Raw genomic sequence first — 19,964 nt, 5'->3', positions numbered from 1 at the left:
AAACCGCCCTGTGCTGAACGCCGCTTTTAAATTGCGAATAATTATCATTATTATAAGAACAAGGGATTTGCAGAATATGTCAATTATTGCGTCACTGCCGGAAGGCGATGTGCCTTGCCTGCCCGCCCTGAATGACATTGTCAGCTGGCTTGCGACGGAACTGCGTATCCCCCCTAAAGACATCATCGCCGCAGATAATCTGTTGATGCTCGGGCTTGATTCTCTCCGCGCGATGGCGTGCGTCAACCAGCTTCGCGTGGCGGGGCATGGTGTGACGCTGAAACAGCTTCTCGCAAAACCCTCTTTCAAAGATTGGTCCCGCCTGATCAGGGATCTCGCCGTCGTTCAACCGCGCTTGCCGGATGACGCGCCGTCTTCATGGCCGACAATGCTGGACGGCGCGGCTTTCCCCTTGACAGATATCCAGCATGCTTACCTCGTCGGGCGGGGACCAACTCAGCCGCTTGGCGGCGTCGGGTGTCATCTTTACCAGGAATTTGACGGTGTCGGCCTCACCCCTGACACGCTTGATCACGCCATATTAACGCTCATCCATCGTCACCCGATGTTGAATGTCGCGATCAGCTCAGACGGTGCGCAAAGATGGATCGGACCGCCTTTTTGGACCGGGGCAAGGACTTACGACCTTCGCAAAGCTTCACCGCAACAGTGCGCCGCCCATGCCGCGACGATGCGCACCACTTACGGCCACCGTTTATTGGATGTCGAAAACGGCGCCTGCTTTGACTTTCAATTAACGCTTCTGCCGGAAAACCGTCATCGTCTGCACGTCGATCTTGACCTTCTCATTCTTGACGCGGCGAGTTTCAGTATCTTGTTCCGCGAGTTGGCCGCCCTGCTCGCGGGCCACACCCTCCCACCCCTTGACCGGAAATATGATTTCCGCGCCTATCTGGCACAGGCCGCCTCCCATGACGCAACGTCAAAGGCGCGCGCCCGCACTTATTGGCAGGGCCAGCTTGATAACCTGCCACCCGCCCCGGCTCTGCCGATGATGGAAACAGCGATTACTGCCGGAACGGTGACGCGCCACCGGCGAAAACATGTGCTGAATGCGCAGCTCTGGGCACGATTCTCCGACGAAGCTTCACGCCGCGGTTTTACGCCGACCATGGCGCTCGCGACCGCGTTTGCCCTGGTTATGGCGCGTTGGAGCAACCAGCCACGCCTGCTTCTGAATGTCCCGATTTTTGATCGGCAGCCGTTCCATCCTGATGTCACGTCCATGATCGGTGATTTCACGAAAATCATTCTGGTCGATATGGCGGCTGAGGGTGAAAGTTTCTCGGATCTGGTCCGGCAGAATATCGATGGTTTTACGACATCCTGGGAATTTCGGGATTATTCCGGCGTCGAGATCCTGCGGGATTTGCGCAAGCGCGGGCAACATCCACAGGGTGCCCCGATTGTGTTTACAGGTGCGTTAGGCGACCCCCTTTTTGGGGAAGACCCGGCCAGCACTGTCGGAAGCCCCGGCTGGGGTGTGTCACAAACCCCTCAGGTTTCAATCGACCACCTGGCTTATCGACTCTCCGATACTGTCTGTCTGCAATGGGACAGTGCGGACACGATATTCCCCGCCGGGATGGTGGAGGCCATGTTCGGGGCCTATGTGGCACTTATCGAAGCCCTGGCGGCTGACGCCGCCTCATGGGATCGCCCCCTGCCCGATCTGCTCCCGGAGAAGCAGCGCCGCATCAGGGCTGAAATGAATGACGTTCGCGGTCCTCTGCCGCAAAACACGCTCCATGACGGTTTTTACCGCCGGGCGGTGTCGCAGCCGGAAGCCATCGCCGTAATTCATCGTGGACAGGAGACGCGATATGGCGACCTTGACCTCATGGCCCGCCGCTGCGCGCGCTATTTACTGGAAGCGGGCGTCAAACCGGGAGACAGGGTCGCCATCTGTATGGCGCGCGGCGTGGGCCACGTCGTGTCGGTTCTGGCCATCCTGTCGGTCGGGGCGGCTTACGTCCCCCTCGCTTATGATCAACCGGAAGATCGTCTGAAGACCATCTTGCAGCAGGCCGGGATCAGCATGATGCTGACATCTACCGCGTATGATGGGTGGGACAATCCGGGATGCCAGTATGTCCCCTGGGAAAAGACGCAGGATTGCGCACCGCTTGATGAGATTGTCCACATCCCCAATGACGCGCTGGCTTACGTTATTTACACTTCGGGCTCAACAGGTGTGCCGAAAGGCGTGATGATCTCCCACCGCGCGGCGCTTAATAGTTGCGCGGATATTAATCAACGGATCGGCCTGACCCCTTCTGACAGAATTCTCGCCCTGGCCGCGCTGTATTTCGATCTTTCCGTCTACGATATTTTCGGCGCGCTCTCCGCAGGCGCTGCCATCGTCATGCTTGATGAGGCGGAGCGCCGAGACCCCGGCACCTGGTGCACATTGATCGCCCACCACAACATCACCGTATGGAATTCAGTCCCGTCACTTTTCGATATGCTGATTACATATGCCGAGGGATTTGAATCGCGCGCCCCGGCGATGCTGCGCGTCGCCCTGCTGTCCGGCGACTGGATCGGGCTTGGTCTCACGGGCCGTTATCACGCCTTCAATGCGCAGGGACGTCTCCTCGCGCTGGGCGGGGCGACGGAAGCAGCGATCTGGTCCAACCATTTTGAAATTGGCGAAATTGATCCATCGTGGCGCTCCATCCCTTACGGCCAGCCGCTGACAAATCAGAAATTCCGTGTCGTCGATTATAACGGGCGCGATTGCCCTGACTGGGTATCGGGAGAACTCTGGATTGGCGGGGCGGGTGTGGCGATGGGCTATCTCAACGACCCCACCCGGACAGCGGCGCAATTTGTCCAGTATGACCGTGAAAGCTGGTATAAAACCGGCGATATGAGCCGCTATTGGCCCGACGGCACGCTGGAGTTCCTCGGAAGGCGTGACAGGCAGGTCAAGATTGGCGGCTATCGGATTGAACTAGCCGAAATAGACGTCGCTTTCTCAGCCTTGCCCGGCATAAGGCAGAGCTTGACTTTGGCGACAGAGGGGCGTGACAGGTCACTGATCAGCTTCCTCATCCCCGCCCCGGATGAAATAACTTCCTCCTCTGAAAACGCCGCGTCTGCGCACGCTATTTATAAGAGCTGCTTCAGAACAATCGCGTCGCCCATACCCGCCTCAAACAGGGCGCGATCATGCGCAGAGGTCCGGGACTTCATCGCAGGGCATTTCGGTCTGAAAGGGTTATCCCTGGATGATCTGTCGGACCCGGCAGAAGCGTGCGCAAAATACGGTGCCATCCCGCATTTTTTACCGATGTTTCAGCAATGGGCCGCCATTTGTGCCGAGGTGTCAGCGCCTGTTGCCGCGCCCTTACGGGATTTTGAAACGCTGCATCACCTTTTGCACGCCATATTGACCGGCGCGGCCTCGCCGAACACCCTCCTTGATGATGAAAACTGGGCCCCGGAAATGCAGCTGCTGGCGCTGCCGGGCACAAAAGAAGCCTTGCGCTGGCTCTCGGACGCCATGCCGGGAATTACCCGTCGCATCCATCGCCTTCCGCTCATCGTCGAAATCGGGGCGCGCAGCGGCCTGACCGCGCAATACCTCATAAGCGTCCTGCCTGCGGGGAGCGCGCATTACATTGCTACCGATGATTCGGCGGAAATGATCTACCGGGCGGAGGCGCGACCCGCGCGCGATCCGCAGCTGAAATTCATGCGCTGGCACGACGAGACCCGCGCGGAACTCGCGGGACAGGCCGATATTGTCCTCGTTAATAACGCCCTTCATCGTCTGGACGCGGCTGGTCTGGACGCGGTGATACATGTGGCGCGGCCCGGCGCGCTGATATTTGTCGTTGAACTTGCCGTTCTGCCGCCTGTCGCCTGCGTGAGTGCGGATTTACTCAATGGCGGTCACAGCCTGGCTGAACGGATTATCAATGGCGAGGAATGGCGGCAGCGTCTGGCAGCGCGCGGGTTGATCTGCGAGGATACGGTGCGGATGGGTGATCAGAATTGCCTGATCCTCCGCCGCGCCGACGCCGGTCAATGGCCGGATATCGGCACGCTGCGTGCCCGCGTCGCCCGGAAATTGCCGGAATATATGATCCCGCGCCAGATCCGTTTCCTCGACGCATGGCCGCTGACCCCGAATGGGAAAATTGACCACGCCGCTTTGCTGAAGATCGCCCGGCGGAGAGACGCGCCCGCCAGTCCGCTAACGCCTGCCCCGCAGACGTGCAACGCGGCGGAAGCCTGCGTCGCCGCGCTTTGGAAGACCCTCCTTAAATTGCCGGACGTCACGCGCGACAGTCACTTCTTCGCCATCGGGGGCGATAGTTTGCTCGCGACGCGCCTTATCGGCGCCCTGGCTGAAGAGGGCTATGAGGCGCAGCTCAACATGCTGTTTGAGCGCCCTATCCTGTCCGAATTTGCCGCAACTTTGACGCGAGCTGCCGCAGAAACGGCGACGCTGACGCCCGATGACGCCAATCGCTACGTGCCCTTCCCTCTTTCCGATGTTCAGCAGGCTTACCTCGTCGGGCGACAACCCGATTTTGCGTTGGGCGGAGTAGGGTCTCAGTTTTTCATGGCGTTCGACGTCACCCATCTGGATGTTGAGAAATTTGAGCACGCGCTGAACCACCTTATCAGGCGGCATGACATGTTACGCTGCGTGGTGCGGGGCACGCAGCAATGTGTTCTTGAGCATGTCCCGGTTTACAGGCTCAATCGTCGGATTTTCCCCAGCCTCGACTCCCGGGAACTGAGAGACTGGCGGGACGCGCTTTCCCATCAGCTTCTGAACCCTGAAAACTGGCCGGTTTTTGACATTCAGGCCGCCTCAGACGGGGGCGACATCACCCGGATCTTCATGACACTCGATAATCTTATGCTGGATGGCATGAGTATGCAGATTTTCCTGGCGGAGCTGGATGATCTTTATTCGGGTCGCGCAACCCACACCGAAGCGCCCACCATCACCTTCCGGGATTACAGAGTTTATCAGGCGTTGCAGAAACCCGCCCCCCGGTCACGCCAATATTGGCGTGCGCGCCTGCCTCTCCTTCCCCCAGCGCCACCTTTGCCGCTCAGAAGCGACCCGGCGCACTTATACCGCCCGGTTTTCAGACGCCTGTCATCCAGCCTCACCCCCCAGGACTGGTCGCGACTGAAAGGCCGCGCCGCCGAAAATTGCGTTACGCCCTCAACTGTGCTGCTCGCCGCCTTCTGCACGAGCCTCTCGCGATGGAGTCAGACGCAAAAGCACACGCTGAACCTGACATTATTTGACCGAACGCCCATCCACCCGCAGATTGACCGCATTTTGGGGGATTTCACGTCCCTCCTGCTTCTTGAATGGTCGCCCGGCGCGGATTGGCGCACAACACTGATCGCATTACAGCGACGCCTGGGGCAGGATCTCGCCCATCGTGATGTGTCGGCGATCTGGGTAATGCGCCAGCTTGCCGCGTCTCTGGACCAGGCATCGGCTTCCATGCCCGTTGTCTTCACAAGCGCCATCGGCGTTTCGGACGGACACTTCCTGTCCGAAAGCGCTTTTCTAAAGCCGCGCGGCGGCATTTCCCAAACGCCGCAGATCTGGCTTGATCATCAGGTTTATGAGGCGGACGACAGGCTGCACTTTAACTGGGACGTCGTGGAAGCGCTTTTCGACCCGGCCATGCTGGAAGCCCAATTCGGCGCTTATTGCCATCTTCTGTCACAGCTTGTGCATGAGGACGCGATTTGGGAAGCGCCCATGTCCCTGTTGATCGGCGTCCCGCCGCAGGACGCGGCACGCCACAAAAACGCAGTTCTGCAAATAACCACGCCCCCGCAGCGAAATGAAAACCAGCTTGATCGCCTGAACCCCGCCTTCCTCAATTGGCTTTGCCAGGCCTTTGAGGGGATCAGCGGGCACGTCATATCGCCGCGTCAGAATTTCTTTGATAGTGGCGGCACGTCGCTTCATCTCGTGCAATTCCACAGATTATTACGGGATGCTGGTTACCCGGATCTGACAGTCACAGATCTCTTCAGCCACGCCTCACCTCAGGAACTCGCCCTTCACCTCAGGGAGATGGAGGTCGCCCCGGCCCCTCCCGCCGACGCCGATCGCCATACGCGTAACCGTCGAAATATAAGCATGCAGCGCCGCGCTGGCAGCATGATGTCAGCGGATCGGGATAATCACCATGGATAAACCCTTCATCAATCAATCCGCCCCCCAAACCCTTGAAGACGCGATTCAGGAACATTACGGCGATTGTGATCCGATCGCGGTGATCGGCTATGCCTGCCGCCTGGCCGATGCGCCTGACAGCGAGGCCTTCTGGGATTTGATAATTTCGGACGAAAAGCCGTCCCTGCCGCCATTACAGCCTGACGCAGCTATTTCGGCTCCGAATTACGTAAAGCTGCGTGGCTCTATTGCGGATGTCGAGGCGTTCGATGCGGCGTTCTTCGGCTATTCGCCGCAGGAGGCTGAACTTATCGACCCGCAGCAGCGCCTGTTTCTCGAATCCGTCTGGCACGCTATTGAGCATGGCGGTTACGCACCGCGCGAGATCTCCTTCCGAACCGGCATTTACGGGGCGACACGCGTCAGCACTTATCCCGGTCAGCGTCGGATTGACCCGTTAGAGGCTGGGCAGGTGAAGAGCCTGCAATCACTCATGGGCAATGATAAGGATTATCTGGCCACGCGCGTCGCCTATAAACTTAATCTCTCCGGCCCTGCCCTGACGGTGCAGACGGCTTGTTCCAGCTCCCTCGTCGCGGTGCATCTGGCTTGTGAAAGTCTACGGGCTGGCGAATGTGACATGGCGGTGGCGGGGGGCGTCGCGATCTCCTTCCCCCAGCCCGGGGGCTATCTGCACCAGCCTGGAATGATCTTTTCACCGGATGGGAAGTGCCGCCCCTTTGACCGGAATGCGAATGGCACTTTTCCGGGGCACGGCGTGGCCAGCGTCACATTACGCCGCCTCAGCGATGCCCTGCGGGACGGGGACCCGGTGATCGCTGTCATTCGCGGCAATGCCGTCAATAATGATGGCGCCGCTAAAGCCGGCTTCACCGCACCCTCCGTCTCCGGTCAGAAACGTGTCATCAGGGAGGCCATGGCGGTTGCCGGGCTCTCACCGGATCATATCGGTTTGATCGAAGCCCACGGCACCGCCACCCCCCTGGGTGATCCGATTGAGGTCCAGGCGCTTCGGGAGGTGTTTGGTGTCCGTCAGGATGGGTCAAGATGCGCGTTGGGCTCCGTGAAGGGTGATCTCGGTCATCTCGACACGGCTGCCGGGATTGTCAGTTTCCTGAAAGCTGTCATGTGCGTTGCGCGCGGCATAATCCCGCGTTCCGCCCATTTTGAGACGCCCAACCCGGCTTTGCGTCTCGATGAATCGCCTTTCCATGTCCCGATGACGACTCTGCCCTGGTCATCCACGCCGCGACATGCCGGAATTTCATCTTTCGGCATCGGGGGGACAAATTGCCACGTCATCATCGGCTCCCTACCCGATAAATTAAGAAATATCACGCCGCAGCACCAGGAGAGGGGACCGTCAGCGGCCTTTGAAAAACAACCCCCCGTCTTATTAATGAGCGCAGCGTCTGAATCCGCTTTGCGGCGGCTTTGCAACCAATACGCTGAGGCGCTCGACGGTGAGAGCCCTCAAAATATCGCTTATACGGCGCTGATGGCGCGGCAGCTTAATTTGCGGCACCGCATGGCCTTGCGCCTTTATGGGGACAGCCGCAACGCCCTGAAAGCCTTCTCGGAAGGGGCCCATCCCGATGGGCTGCATTATGGTGACAAAGCGCACGGGAAAATCGCGTTTCTCTGCACCGGTCAGGGCGCGCACTGGCCGGCAATGGCGCGCGACTATGTCGAGGCGTCACCGGCGTTCGCCGCCATGCTGGCGCGCTGCATCGCTTCCTGCGATGCAGTCCTGCCCATTTCATTGCGTGAGGTGCTGTTAGGGGATGCAGGCGCACGCCTCTCGGAAATGCGGTACGCGCAGCCAGCCATTGTCGCCTTTGAGATCGCCATGGCCGCCCATTGGCGCGCGCGCGGATTACGCCCGGACATCGTCATCGGCCATTCGGTCGGGGAATATGCGGCTGCCGTCATCGCGGACATGCTGGATCTGGAAGCCGTCATGCCGCTTCTCTGCCATCGCGGCGCCCTGATGGACGCGGCTGAAAAAGGCGGGATGATCAGCCTGCATATCAGGGAAGACGCGGCCCGAGACTGGGCAGAGCGGTTCGGGCTCGACATCGCCGCCATCAATGGTGCGGCACAGTTTGTGCTTTCAGGGTCAGTCGACGCGATCGAGAGACTGGCCGCCGCCCTCGCGCAGGACGGCACCCCCTCCAGCCACCTGCCCATTGCCGGGGCCGCGCATTCCCGACTCATGGACCCGATTTTGGACCGGTTCAACGCGGAAGCCCTCAAATTAAAAGCGCGGAATGGCGAGGTCAAGCTGATATCAACCTGTCATGGTGATGTCATATCGGGTGAGGACCTTAACAGGCACGGCTTCTGGGGGCGGCACCTGCGGGAACCTGTCCGCTTCAGGGAAGCCATTGATAAAGCCATGCAGGCCGGCGCAGATGTATTTCTGGAAATCGGCCCGGATGCGATCCTGACCCGGATCGCGCAGGGTGATCATCCGACCTCCCATCGTTGGATCGCCTCCGCCCAGCGCCACGTCTCCGCCGCGGAGAAGCTGGAAGAGGCGCAATGCGCCCTCTTCACCGCGGCGATTGACCTGGATTGGCGGCAGATCTTCGCCATTTCAGGCCGCCGCATCCATGCCCCACTTTACGCGTTCGACCGTACACGTCACTGGCGGGATGCTGGAGAGGACGCGCAGAACAAGCCAGCCGATACTCCGCGTCTACGTGTCGGGCTTGATCAGGGGCGTCACACGGCGCTGTCACGCGCCACCTCGCTTGAGCTCCCCCGCCTTGAAAAGCTTTATGACTGCGCGCGCATCCTCCACGCCATTTACCTCGATCGGCTCATCCTTCGCTGCATCGGCGCGTGGCGGGAGGACGGCGTCACTTTCTCCGAAATCCTGCGCGGCGGGCGGCTTTTGCCACGATACCGGCAATTGCTGGGCCGAATGATCGAGGCGTGCGTTGAGGACGGTTACTTCAAGCGATCAGGTGAGCGTTACCGACCCGCCCGGCCCGACATCATCCCGCACGCTTCCTGCGCTGAACTGCTCGGTGAACTCGCCGCATGCTGTGAGGGCCTGCATGCCATCCCGGCCACTGTTGAACGCGCGGGCGCGCAATTATTCGATATGTTGCGCGGGCAGGTGGCACCGGTCGAGATCATCTTCCCCGAAGGGGAGTCGCGCGGCGTGGAAGTTCTTTATCAGGATTTCAGTTTCGGGCGTTACTTCAATGAAATTGCCGCCGCAATCCTTTCGGGCATGTTGCGGCAGGAAAGCGGACGTCCCCAAACCTTCCACATATTGGAGGTTGGTGGCGGGACGGGCGGCACAACCAGCGCCATGGTTGCGGCGATCAGCGCGATAGATCAGGTCCATTACCATTTTACGGATGTGTCGCCGGTTTTCACCCGGCGCGCGGAGGAGAAATTCGCCGCCTATCCTTTCATGCATTATGGCGTGCTGGATTTACAGAAAGACCCCGATAAGCAGGGCTTCGAGGCTGGCACTTACGACCTTATCATCGCCGCCAACGTCGTACATGCGACGGATCATGTCGGGCATACGCTGACGCGACTTCGGTCCCTCCTCAAACCGGGCGGTCACCTCCTCCTGCGGGAAATCACACAGCCCATGCGGTTGTTTGATTTCGTGTTCGGACCGCTGGTCTCACCCCTTCTTGACCTTGAAGCGCGTGATGGCCAGGTTTTCCTGACGAAAGAGCTTTGGCGAAAGCAATGCCGCGCAGCCGGTTTTGCCCGGATCGACTGGCTGCCCGATGATGGCACGGAAACGGCGGAAATGGGCGAGCATATCATCCTCGCCACCTGCCCGATTGAGTCATCGCCAAGCCTGCCAGCGCCAATGACGACGCAGCATCCTGTTCTCGGTACGCCCTTAACGTCAGACGGTTTTTATCTGGCGGACTGGTCAGGATGTAACGCCGATCCATCGCTCTGGAATCAACGCCTCATCGAAGCAGCGCGCGCCTTAAATCGACTGCATGGCGGTGAGGCGGATGAACCGGAAATCATCCGCTACCCGGCGCCCACCCACCCCATTGGGCGCGTCAGGCTGGCCTGGTGCGCGATGCCCTTCGGACGGGGACGGCTTTCAATAGAGGCGGAAGATCCATCCGGTGCCTGGCAGATAATCCTTCCCGGCCATGTAACAGCCGATCTGCCATTGCCGACACCATCTTTACCAACGCAATATGAAGTGGGTTGGGAGGACGTGACGCCTCCGACTGGTAAATCCTCCATTACCGATGCCAACATCTCACCATTGGAAGCTTTATGGGCGCAGGGCGAAGGCACGGTGGATTTTCAGTCGCGCATGATAATCCACCTTTTGCGCGTCGGAAAAACGGATCCGCTCACGGTATTACAGACGGTGAAGCACCATCTCGCCGAGAGGGCCGCCACCCCGCTCGTGATCGTCACCCGAAATGCCTGGTCACATGGTCTCGACGCCCCCGTCCAACCGACGCAACGCGCCGTGTGGGGGCTGATCAAAGTCGCAATGCAGGAATGTCCCCAGCTGAAAATCGCGATCATCGATCTCGATCATTTGTCAGAAGCGGCGGATCTCCTCACCGGTTTACGCGGCGTTGAGGGGGGTGTGCGCTTCGTCATGGTGAGGGATGGCTTAGCGAGGCGACATTGTATTGTGCCGCTTGCCGCGAACGCCCAACCACTACCCCCATCCGCATTTGATATTCCGGGGTGGCACGTTGTCACAGGTGGTTTTGGCGGGCTTGGCCGCGTGACGATTGCCTGGCTGGCCGCGCATCATGCTGCGCAGATCGCGATCCTGGCGCCGCGGGCTCCCGCAGATTGGCGGGCGTTCCTAGAAAAGATGCGGATATCCTATGGCGCGACATTGCGCTGGCTGCCCTGCGATGTGGCGGATCACCAACAACTCACCGATGCGCTTGAAGAACTCGCGGCGGAAGGCGGTGTTGCCGGCGTCATCCATGCGGCCGGGCTGATCGCGGACGAGCTTATCCCGGACGTGGATGAGACAGCGTTCAAGCGTGTCTGGGCTGTCAAAGCGGAAGCTTCTGCCGCGTTGCGAAGCTGGCTGGCCGCGCATGGCGGTCGTTACCTCCTCCTCTATTCCTCCGCGGCGGCAGCGATGGGCACGGCTGGACAGGCGGCCCATGCTTCTGCCTGCGGATTCCTCGATGGGTTGGCGGAAGCGCATCGAAGCGACACGGCGCTAAAAGTCATATCCATCGCCTGGGGTGCCTGGCGCGGTTATGGCAGGGCCGATGATGACGGGCTCCAGAGCCGTTTGGCCGCGCAGGGTATGGGGTTGATTGCACCGGGCGAAGGGCTTTGGCACCTTGAGCAGGCGGTGATGCGGTCCCGGCGGAATCGCCTGGCGATGCGCCTGATCCCTGACGCGCTGAATGACATTCACCGTGACCTTGTCAACGCCGCCCCGCCGCGACGCCCTCCATCCCAGCCCACCAAACAGGATGATCCACCCGTCCATTTTGCGACCGAGGCGGAGGCGGAGAACTGGCTGGCCCGCATGATCGGGACGCTTTTGCGCCTGCCCGATTTCACAGAGATTGATCGCACCAGAACCCTGGTTGAACTAGGCGTGGACTCTCTCCTTCTGCTCGAATTACGGAGCCTTATTGAGAAGCGCATTAATCAACGCCTCGACGCGCGCATGATCGATACGGGAAAGACGATCAACGCCATCGCGCAATCTCTCCACGCGTCGCGCCATGTGGAGATTTCCCCGCCCGCCACCATCCATCTGCAACATGATGATGATCACCGCTTTGCCCCCTTTCCGCTGACGCCGATCCAACATGCTTACTGGGTGGGCCGAACGGAGCTTATTGCCTATGGCGGGATTGCCTGTCACATTCTTTTCGAGTGGGATCTTGACCGCCGTCAGATTGACCCGGATCGCTTCACGGCGGCATGGAACGCTTTGATCCGGCGTCATGACATGCTGCGCATCGTGATTGAAGCTGACGGCCAGCAACGCGTCCTTGAATCAGTCCCTTATTATACCCCGACCCAACGCGACCTGACCGGCCTGACCCCAGCGCAATGTGAGGAAGATCTTCTGACATTTCGGGAGGCGCTTTCATCTCGCGTGCTGCCAACGGATCGCTGGCCTCTCTTCGACATCGCCATGTCGACATGTGATGCGCACCGATACCGACTGCACCTGCATCTCGATCTCCTTTTATTCGATGTGCGCAGCCTGAAAATCATGATGGATGACCTCGCCGCCGCCTATCGGGGTGAAACCCTGCCGACGCTCTCGATCACTTTCCGAGATTATGTCATGGCAGAGGCCGCGCGGCGGGAAAGTGACGCATGGCAGGCAGATTGGGTTTACTGGTGCGACCGCCTTTACGACCTGCCTCCGTCCCCCGCTTTGCCGCTCAATACCGGAAATCAGCCCACCCGGCCCCGACTTGTGACGCTGACGGGACGCATCGAGGCGGAAGACTGGCAGGCCCTCAAGGCGCGCTGGAGAGATTGGGGGGTGACGCCCTCCGCTGGCCTCCTGACATTATTTGCGCGCACCTTGGAAATCTGGGCGCGGCAGCCGGAATTCACCCTTAACCTCACCATGTTTGACCGTCAGGCCGTGCATGAGGAAATTGATCAGGTGATCGGGGATTTCACGTCGGTCCTGCTCATGGCCTTTGATCTCAGGGAGAAGCGTGACCTTCGCAGCGATATGTTGCGCGCGCAGAAAGCACTTCAGGCCGCTTTACAACATAAAGAGGTCAATGGCGTCGAGCTTCTGCGCGAATTGACCAAAATTCAAGGTTATTCCCAGGCGCCGCAAATGCCCGTTGTCTTTACCAGCATGTTGGGGATGACGCTGGACGGCCTGAATATTGACCAGGCCATGCAGAGTTTTCTCGGCGACCCCACCCATGTTTTTACTCAGACGCCGCAAGTCTGGCTCGACCATCAGGTGATGGAGATTGAAGGGGCGCTGGTTTTCAACTGGTATGGCATGGATGATGTCCTTGCTGAAAATTTTTGTGCCGACGCTTTCGCGACCTACACCCACTTGCTGCGTGGCCTGGCTGAAAAGCCGGAACTGATGGAAGAGACAGTCCTTAGCGCCCTTCACCCTGACGGGCATTGGTATGACCCCGTATCGCGTTGGCGAGGCGGTGAAGACGTGGCGACCCGCCTTTGTCGGACGATCGAAAACGACATGCGCAGCCTACCAGGCATTGCGCGGGCGCAGGTGGACCTCTCTGTCCCGGATCAATGCTTGATTGACGTCGTAACGGATGATTTCGTCGCCGCGCCCGAAACACCGCGTCACCCTGCTCCGACGCCGCCTCCGTCGCTTCTTCCGACCCTCCCGACAGAACTGTGCGAAGAGGTCAGCCGGGCTTGGGCGCTCATTGAAACCCGTGCGCTTGCGGCTTTAATGCGCACCTTGCGTCAGGCCGGTCTTTTCTCCCATGCCAATCAAAAGCACGCTCTTACCGACATCAGGCGCGCGCTCAATATCACACCGAAGCATCATCGTTTATTGGCGCAGTGGTTACGGAAACTCGTCGCGTCACACATACTGACACAGGATGGAGGGATCTACACCGCGATTCAGGAACAAGCGGCGCCTGAAACAGAAGTGCCCATGGCGGGCATCCCCGCCTGGGTGGCGAAACTCCTCGATTATCTTGCGCGCTGCACGGCGCACCATGGTCGGCTCTTCACCGGTGAGGCGCATGCGCTGGATCTGCTTTATGATGAGCAACATCGGATTATGGATGTTTTCTACGCGACCAATCCTGTCTCGCAACATCTCCATAATGTTGCCAGAACCATCGCAGCCTATCTCGCTGAGTCGTCTGACGCCCCCGTCTCCATTCTTGAAATCGGCGGCGGCACGGGGGCCTCAACGCGCACCCTCCTCCCCGCCATCGCACACCATATTGCCCGTTATGTCTTTACCGACATATCGGCGCTCTTTTTGAATGAAGCGCGACGGGCTTTTGGCGGCCATGATTTCATGGCTTTTGAGCACCTCGACATTAATGCCCCGCCTGATGCCGGGCTTATAATTGAAGAGGGTTATGATGTGATCATCGCAGGTAATGTCCTTCATGACGCCACCCATATCGGCCGGACGCTGCGCCGGATGGGCAGGCTGCTCAAACCCGGTGGGGCCTTCGTCATCATCGAAGCGACGGAACCTCATTCCGCCCTCCAACTGGCGACGATCGGCTTTCTGGAGGGTCTCAATGGTTATCATGATTTCCGTCATCAAACCCATGAGGCCTTTCTCCCCATGCCGCGCTGGCGGGAGCTTCTGGAGCAGAATGGTTTCGACGTCCCCCTCACTTACCCGGGGGAGGCCGCGTCACCTTTGCGCCAGCATCTGATCCTCGCGACAGCCACGCGCATCCATCGACCGGACTTTGCCACGCTGAAGCAGCGTTTACGCGCGCGCCATGGCACGGACTTGCCCGCTTTGACCCTGCGCCAGCGCGAGACGCTGCATTCCCCATGCCGTAAAACTTCTGAAACGGGTCATTACGACCTGACGATACCGCCCTGCGATACACGCCCAAACGAGATTGAGGAGGCCGTACTCAAAATCTGGCGGGAATTTCTGGGACGGCCCATTTCCCCTGAAAGTGACTTTTTCGATGCGGGCGGGGACAGTTTGATCGCGACCCGCGTGGTGGCCCATCTTGCCCGTGCCGGGTTTGAGGGTGCCAGCCTGCAACAGCTTTTCGCCAACCCGCAACTGCGCGCATTCTGCGCGTCCCTCACCCCGCCCGCAGCCCATCGCGGCCACGCGCCGATTGCCCTCACGCGGAAGGAGGCGAGAATGCATATCTTCGTTTTCCATGCTTCTGATGGCGGTGTTGCGGCCTATCTGCCGCTCGCCCAGCATCTCGAAGCGACGACTTACGGGTTGGAGCTTGCCTCCCTGACGGGGATTGAAACCCTGGACGGGCTCGCCATGCGCTATGCCGAATCCATATTGGCCACCGGCATTGACGGCACACTTACCTTGCTTGGCTGGTCATATGGCGCTTTCCTCGCGCAATCATGTGCGCGGATCCTCTCACGACGCGGGAAGAGCGTTGACCTTATCCTGATTGAGCCGGTTCTGGCAGCGGATTTCTGCGCGACCCAGCGTGAGGATCTCGACGCCATGATGGCGGCGCGACCCGACACACTGGCCGGAAAATTCCCGATCAGCGACGCGATGCTGCAAAAGACGTTGAGTCTGTTGAAATTACTGCGGGGGCATGTCATCGATTTTGAGCCCCCACGACGCTGCCTGTGCATCCGCGCCGCCTCGCGGCCTCAACATTGGGGGGATGCGGCGGAAGACTGGTCCCCTTATTTTCAGCAGGCGGAATATCAGACAGTGCCGACAGATCACTGGTCTCTCCTGCTTCATGAAAAATGGGCGCTTGAGGTGGCGAAATGCGTCAATGACTGGCTGGGAGTCACCGTATCATGACGGAAAGACGCCCGCGCCGCATTCTGATCGTCGGTGCGAAATTTGGTGAAATCTACGCCAATGCCTTCCTTGATGATATGCCCGGTGTCACCCTGGCCGGGATCATGGCCAATGGCAGTGAAAGATCGCGGAAACTCGCGCATGCTTTCGGGGTGCCGCTTTATACGCGCCTCGAGGACGTGCCGCAGGATATCGACATTGCCTGCGTCGTTGTGCGCTCCACCATCGTCGGGGGTGAAGGCTCCCGCCTGGCGGAGAGCCTGATGCGCCGAGGCCTCCATGTTGTGCAGGAACATCCCATTCACCCGGAGGAAGTCGCCCGCCTGCAGAAACTGGCTCGCGAACTGTGCCGGGTTTACTGGGTTAGCAGCTTTTACAGCAGTGCGACAGCTGGGAAAATATGGATCGACACGGCCCGTCAGATCCAGAGCCGCGTCGGCCCCCCTCAGATCGCCACCCTCACCACAAGCCGACAATTACTCTATTCCGGCCTGGACCTCCTGCTTCAGGGCGTGGCGCATCCGATCACCCTGCCGGAAACGTCCGCGTCGGTTCTGAACGGGCTTCATGCGGACTCATTACGCCTGACCTGTGGCCAGACTGACATTTCACTCTCCTTGCAAAACTATATCGATCCGGACGACCCGGACATGCATAGTCTGGTCATGCACCAGTTATTGCTGGGTTGGCAGGAGGGTTACCTCAGCCTCACCTCAAGTTACGGCCCGGTCATCTGGGTGGGAAACTGGTTTGACCCCGCTCATCTGGAGGCTAGCACGACTCTGTATGACGGCCCGCCTGAGACACGTCTGCGCCTCAGACTGCCCGCACGGCAGATCCTGCATGAGGGGCCGGAAACATGGCAGCAGATTTTTGAGCATGATGCCCCGACCTGCGTGCGACGCCTGCTGGAGGCGATCTGCACGATCCTGGATGGCGGGGACGCATCGTTACATGCGCACGCGTCACATCAATTTCAGGTCGCCGCGGCGTGGCAATCCATTCTGCTCCGCACCGGCCCGGCGCGTGAGCGCAATATCGCACCGCCTGAAACCCTGCACATCAATCCGTGCGCCACGTCTTCTGCATGGGAGAGAATATGATGAATAATATTACGCACCCCAGATGTTTGACACCGCTCAACGAAACACATTCAGATCTCACCATGATCATGTGCCCCCATGCCGGCGTCGGGATTGGCGCTTTCCGGCAATGGCGACACGTCATGTCCCCATCGCTTCATATCGCCATGGTCACCTACCCTGGTCGTGATCACCGGATGGATGATCTACTGACCAATGACGTCACCGCGCTGGCAGATGAAGTCGCGGGCGCGCTCCTTCATGCCGGTTTCAAAAATCGGCGCATTATCCTCGCCGGACATAGTATGGGCGCGCAGATCGCCTTTGAGACATGTCTCCGACTGGAAGATGCGGGGACGTCACCGGATTTGCTGGTTCTGTCCGGATGTCATGCCCCGCATCTTCAACCGCGCACAAGGCTGAGTGGTCGGGATGACGCGGAATTTCTCGACATGTTGGTCGCGATTGGCGGTTGTAACGAGATGGTCAAAAATAATCCTCTGATTCTGGAAATTTTCCTGCCGATGTTGCGCGCGGATTTCTCAGCGACTGAATCCTACAGGCGTGATGACGTGAAACGCCTCATTCAGACGCCGGCCATGCTGATTTCAGGCGAGGATGATCATGAAGCGCTGACGGAGGAAGTCCTGGCCTGGACACCGTGGCTCCACCGCCTCGTGCGATCCGCTACATTTCCCGGCGATCACTTTTATCCCACACGTGACCCACAGGGATTTCTGGGTCACATCGTCGCGGCCCATACGGATCATGTCGTCAAGATGGCGGGTGCTGATCATGCTTGAGCACGATCTCGCCCCTGCCACAAGGCCGCTCATCATAGACGGCATCGTCCTCACAACGCCGATCGGCGGGATGCTGACAGAGTGGGCGCGTAAATGGGGCACACGCATCGCGTTGGTGCATGGCGATCAACGCATGACCTATGCCGCTCTGGACCATCATGTTGATCGCCTCGCCGGGGCCTTACAAAAATCGGGGCTGGTGAGAGGCGATCGCATCCTCGTCCAGATGCCGAACAGCATCGGCCTCGTGACAATTTTACTGGCCGCGCTCCGCCTAGGCGTCCATCCGATTATGGCTATGCCAGCACAGAGAGCGCACGATCTTAACGCGTTGGTCGCCAATGCGCAGCCCGTCGCTTATTTTGCCGCGCGGGAACTTCATGGGTTCCAATATGAGGTTCTCGCCCGGTCGCTTCAGCAGGCACATCCTTGTCTGAGACTGATTGTGCTGGATGGCGCTGAGGTGCCTGAAGATTATTTGCAGCTTTCCGCGCTGGATGCGCCCTTCCATCCACCGCAACCGCCTGCCCTCACCGATCTCGCCCTTCTCCTCCTTTCAGGCGGGACGACAGGCACGCCCAAGCTCATCCCGCGCACCCATGCGGATTACGCTTTCACTTTTCTACGTTCCGCTGAGATGGCGGGCGTGGATGAAACCACCGTCTATCTTGCCATCCTGCCCGGTGCGCATAATTTCATCCTCTCCAGCCCCGGCATTCTCGGCGTGCTTTCCCGCGGGGGCCGGGTGGTGCTGGCTAACGCCGCTTCATGCGATGAAATCATGCCGTTGATCGAAAAAGAATCCGTCACCCACATCGCGCTCGTGCCGCCTTTGCTGCGCCTTTGGATTGAGGCACGGAAATGGGAAAGAAGTGATCTCTCCAGCCTGAGGCTTCTTCAGATTGGTGGGGCGCGGGTTGATGCGGCGCTTGTGAAGCAGGCGCAACAGCTCTTCGGCACCATGATCCAGCAGGTTTACGGCATGGCTGAAGGGCTGATTTGTTACACGCGGCTTGATGACGCCCAGCATGTCATCCTCAACACGCAGGGACGCCCCATGTCGCGGGAAGATGACATTTTGATTGTCGATTCGGACGACCATGAGGTGACACTAGGGGAAACGGGTGAACTCCTCACGCGCGGCCCTTACACAATCAGTGGGTATTTTAACGCAGCCGAGCATAATGTCTCATCCTTCACGGCAGAAGGCTATTACCGCACGGGAGACGTCGTATGTCAGGATGCAGACGGGAATATAACTGTCATGGGACGGCTGAAGGAGCAGATCAACCGCGCGGGAGAGAAGATTGCGGTGGCGGAGGTGGAGGCCGCCTTAACGCGCCACCCTGATATTGAAGAGGCCGTGGTGGTGGCGGCGCCTGACCCGCATCTTGGGGAACGCATCTGCGCCTTCCTGAAAGGCGCGTCCCGCGACTTGACCGACATCGCCATTCGGGAATTTCTGCGGGAAAACGGTATGGCGGCCTATAAAATTCCAGACCAATATGGATGGATCTCCCACTGGCCGCAAACCGCGGTCGGCAAGCTTGACCGCAAGAAACTTGCCGTGCTGGCGCAGGCGCGGCATGGGTGATCTGCAACGGCGAATATTGTCGTCTCAACCCACGGGTTGCACGGCCGCGCTCGCCCAGGCGCGCGGCGGGACGGAGAAAACGTCCCCGATACCGAATGATGCGGCATGGCGAGATATTGTGCCGCGCGCTGAACAATGCCGGGACATGGCGCCGCTCATTCTGGAAAATGGCGTCACCGCGCGCATGATCGCCTTGAACCAAGTCCAGGAGACCTCGTGCGAAACCAATCTGCTGCCGCCGTCCTTCAAGGATGCGCATCTGACGCGTCGGCGCGCCTTTCTAGCGGGGCGTTATTGTGCCTTAAGGGCTTTGCGGGATGGCGGGTTCGATGGCCCAGCGCCGCTGCACCGTCTCGAAAACGGCCTGGTCGATTGGCCCGCTTCCCGGGTCGGGAGCATCAGTCACAGCCGGACATGGGCGATCAGCCTCGTTGCGCCGCAAAATGACGGCGACGCGATCGGGGTGGATATTGAGCAGATCATCGGGATGGAAACGGCAAATAATATTGCAAGTCTGGTGGCGTCGCCCCGCGAGTGGCGATTGATGCAGGAGAGAGGAGATTTCCCGTCAGGCGTCACATTGGTGTTTTCCGCAAAAGAGGCGCTTTTCAAAGCCCTCTTCCCCGCCACGCTTCAATTTGAGAATTTTGACGCGGCCGCCCTCACCTCCGTCACGCCCGTGGCGCTGGTTTTTGCCCTCACGAAAGACTGGAGTTCTCGCTGGAGGTGCGGAGGCCGCATCACGGTGCGATATCAATTTTTTGAGGACCATGTCGTGACCTGGTGCCGTTCCTGACCCGCG

6 protein-coding genes are annotated in these 19,964 nt (G+C 59.4%); all 6 read left to right on the top strand.

The features are described from left to right. Nucleotides 1-76 precede the first annotated feature (76 nt). Genes CGLAMM_RS05825 through CGLAMM_RS05800 form a run of 6 tightly spaced genes read left to right on the top strand, consistent with a single transcriptional unit; the run spans nt 77 to nt 19,958 of the window. On the top strand, nt 77-6,214 hold the full coding sequence (locus CGLAMM_RS05825) for an amino acid adenylation domain-containing protein (protein ID WP_394820123.1): 6,138 nt from the start codon (nt 77-79) through the stop codon (nt 6,212-6,214). Further along, complete coding sequence (locus CGLAMM_RS05820) at nt 6,207-15,683, top strand: SDR family NAD(P)-dependent oxidoreductase (RefSeq protein WP_418115476.1); 9,477 nt, start codon at nt 6,207-6,209, stop codon at nt 15,681-15,683. Before CGLAMM_RS05825 ends, CGLAMM_RS05820 begins: the two co-directional genes overlap by 8 nt. After that, a complete protein-coding gene (locus CGLAMM_RS05815) occupies nt 15,680-16,786 on the top strand; it encodes a Gfo/Idh/MocA family oxidoreductase (protein WP_394820122.1) in 1,107 nt (368 codons plus the stop codon). The genes CGLAMM_RS05820 and CGLAMM_RS05815 overlap by 4 nt, the downstream gene beginning before the upstream one ends. Next, nucleotides 16,783-17,568, top strand: a complete 786-nt coding sequence (locus CGLAMM_RS05810) for a thioesterase II family protein (protein ID WP_394820121.1) — start codon at nt 16,783-16,785, stop codon at nt 17,566-17,568. Before CGLAMM_RS05815 ends, CGLAMM_RS05810 begins: the two co-directional genes overlap by 4 nt. Continuing rightward, entirely contained in the window at nt 17,561-19,162 is a 1,602-nt protein-coding gene (locus CGLAMM_RS05805) for a (2,3-dihydroxybenzoyl)adenylate synthase (RefSeq protein ID WP_394820120.1), read from the top strand. The genes CGLAMM_RS05810 and CGLAMM_RS05805 overlap by 8 nt, the downstream gene beginning before the upstream one ends. After that, entirely contained in the window at nt 19,155-19,958 is an 804-nt protein-coding gene (locus CGLAMM_RS05800; RefSeq protein ID WP_394820119.1) for a 4'-phosphopantetheinyl transferase family protein, read from the top strand. The genes CGLAMM_RS05805 and CGLAMM_RS05800 overlap by 8 nt, the downstream gene beginning before the upstream one ends. Nucleotides 19,959-19,964 lie beyond the last annotated feature (6 nt).

The sequence above is a fragment of the Sorlinia euscelidii genome (genome assembly GCF_036452135.1).
Lineage (GTDB): Bacteria > Pseudomonadota > Alphaproteobacteria > Acetobacterales > Acetobacteraceae > Sorlinia > Sorlinia euscelidii.
Note: the sequence above shows the minus strand (reverse complement) of the source record. Positions and strands in the feature narration are given on the sequence as shown.

Coding starts and splice junctions, on each gene's coding strand:
- CGLAMM_RS05805 (WP_394820120.1), top strand. CDS start 17,561: ATGCTTGAGCACGATCTCGCCCCTGCCACAAGGCCGCTCATCATAGAC.
- CGLAMM_RS05825 (WP_394820123.1), top strand. CDS start 77: ATGTCAATTATTGCGTCACTGCCGGAAGGCGATGTGCCTTGCCTGCCC.
- CGLAMM_RS05815 (WP_394820122.1), top strand. CDS start 15,680: ATGACGGAAAGACGCCCGCGCCGCATTCTGATCGTCGGTGCGAAATTT.
- CGLAMM_RS05800 (WP_394820119.1), top strand. CDS start 19,155: ATGGGTGATCTGCAACGGCGAATATTGTCGTCTCAACCCACGGGTTGC.
- CGLAMM_RS05820 (WP_418115476.1), top strand. CDS start 6,207: ATGGATAAACCCTTCATCAATCAATCCGCCCCCCAAACCCTTGAAGAC.
- CGLAMM_RS05810 (WP_394820121.1), top strand. CDS start 16,783: ATGATGAATAATATTACGCACCCCAGATGTTTGACACCGCTCAACGAA.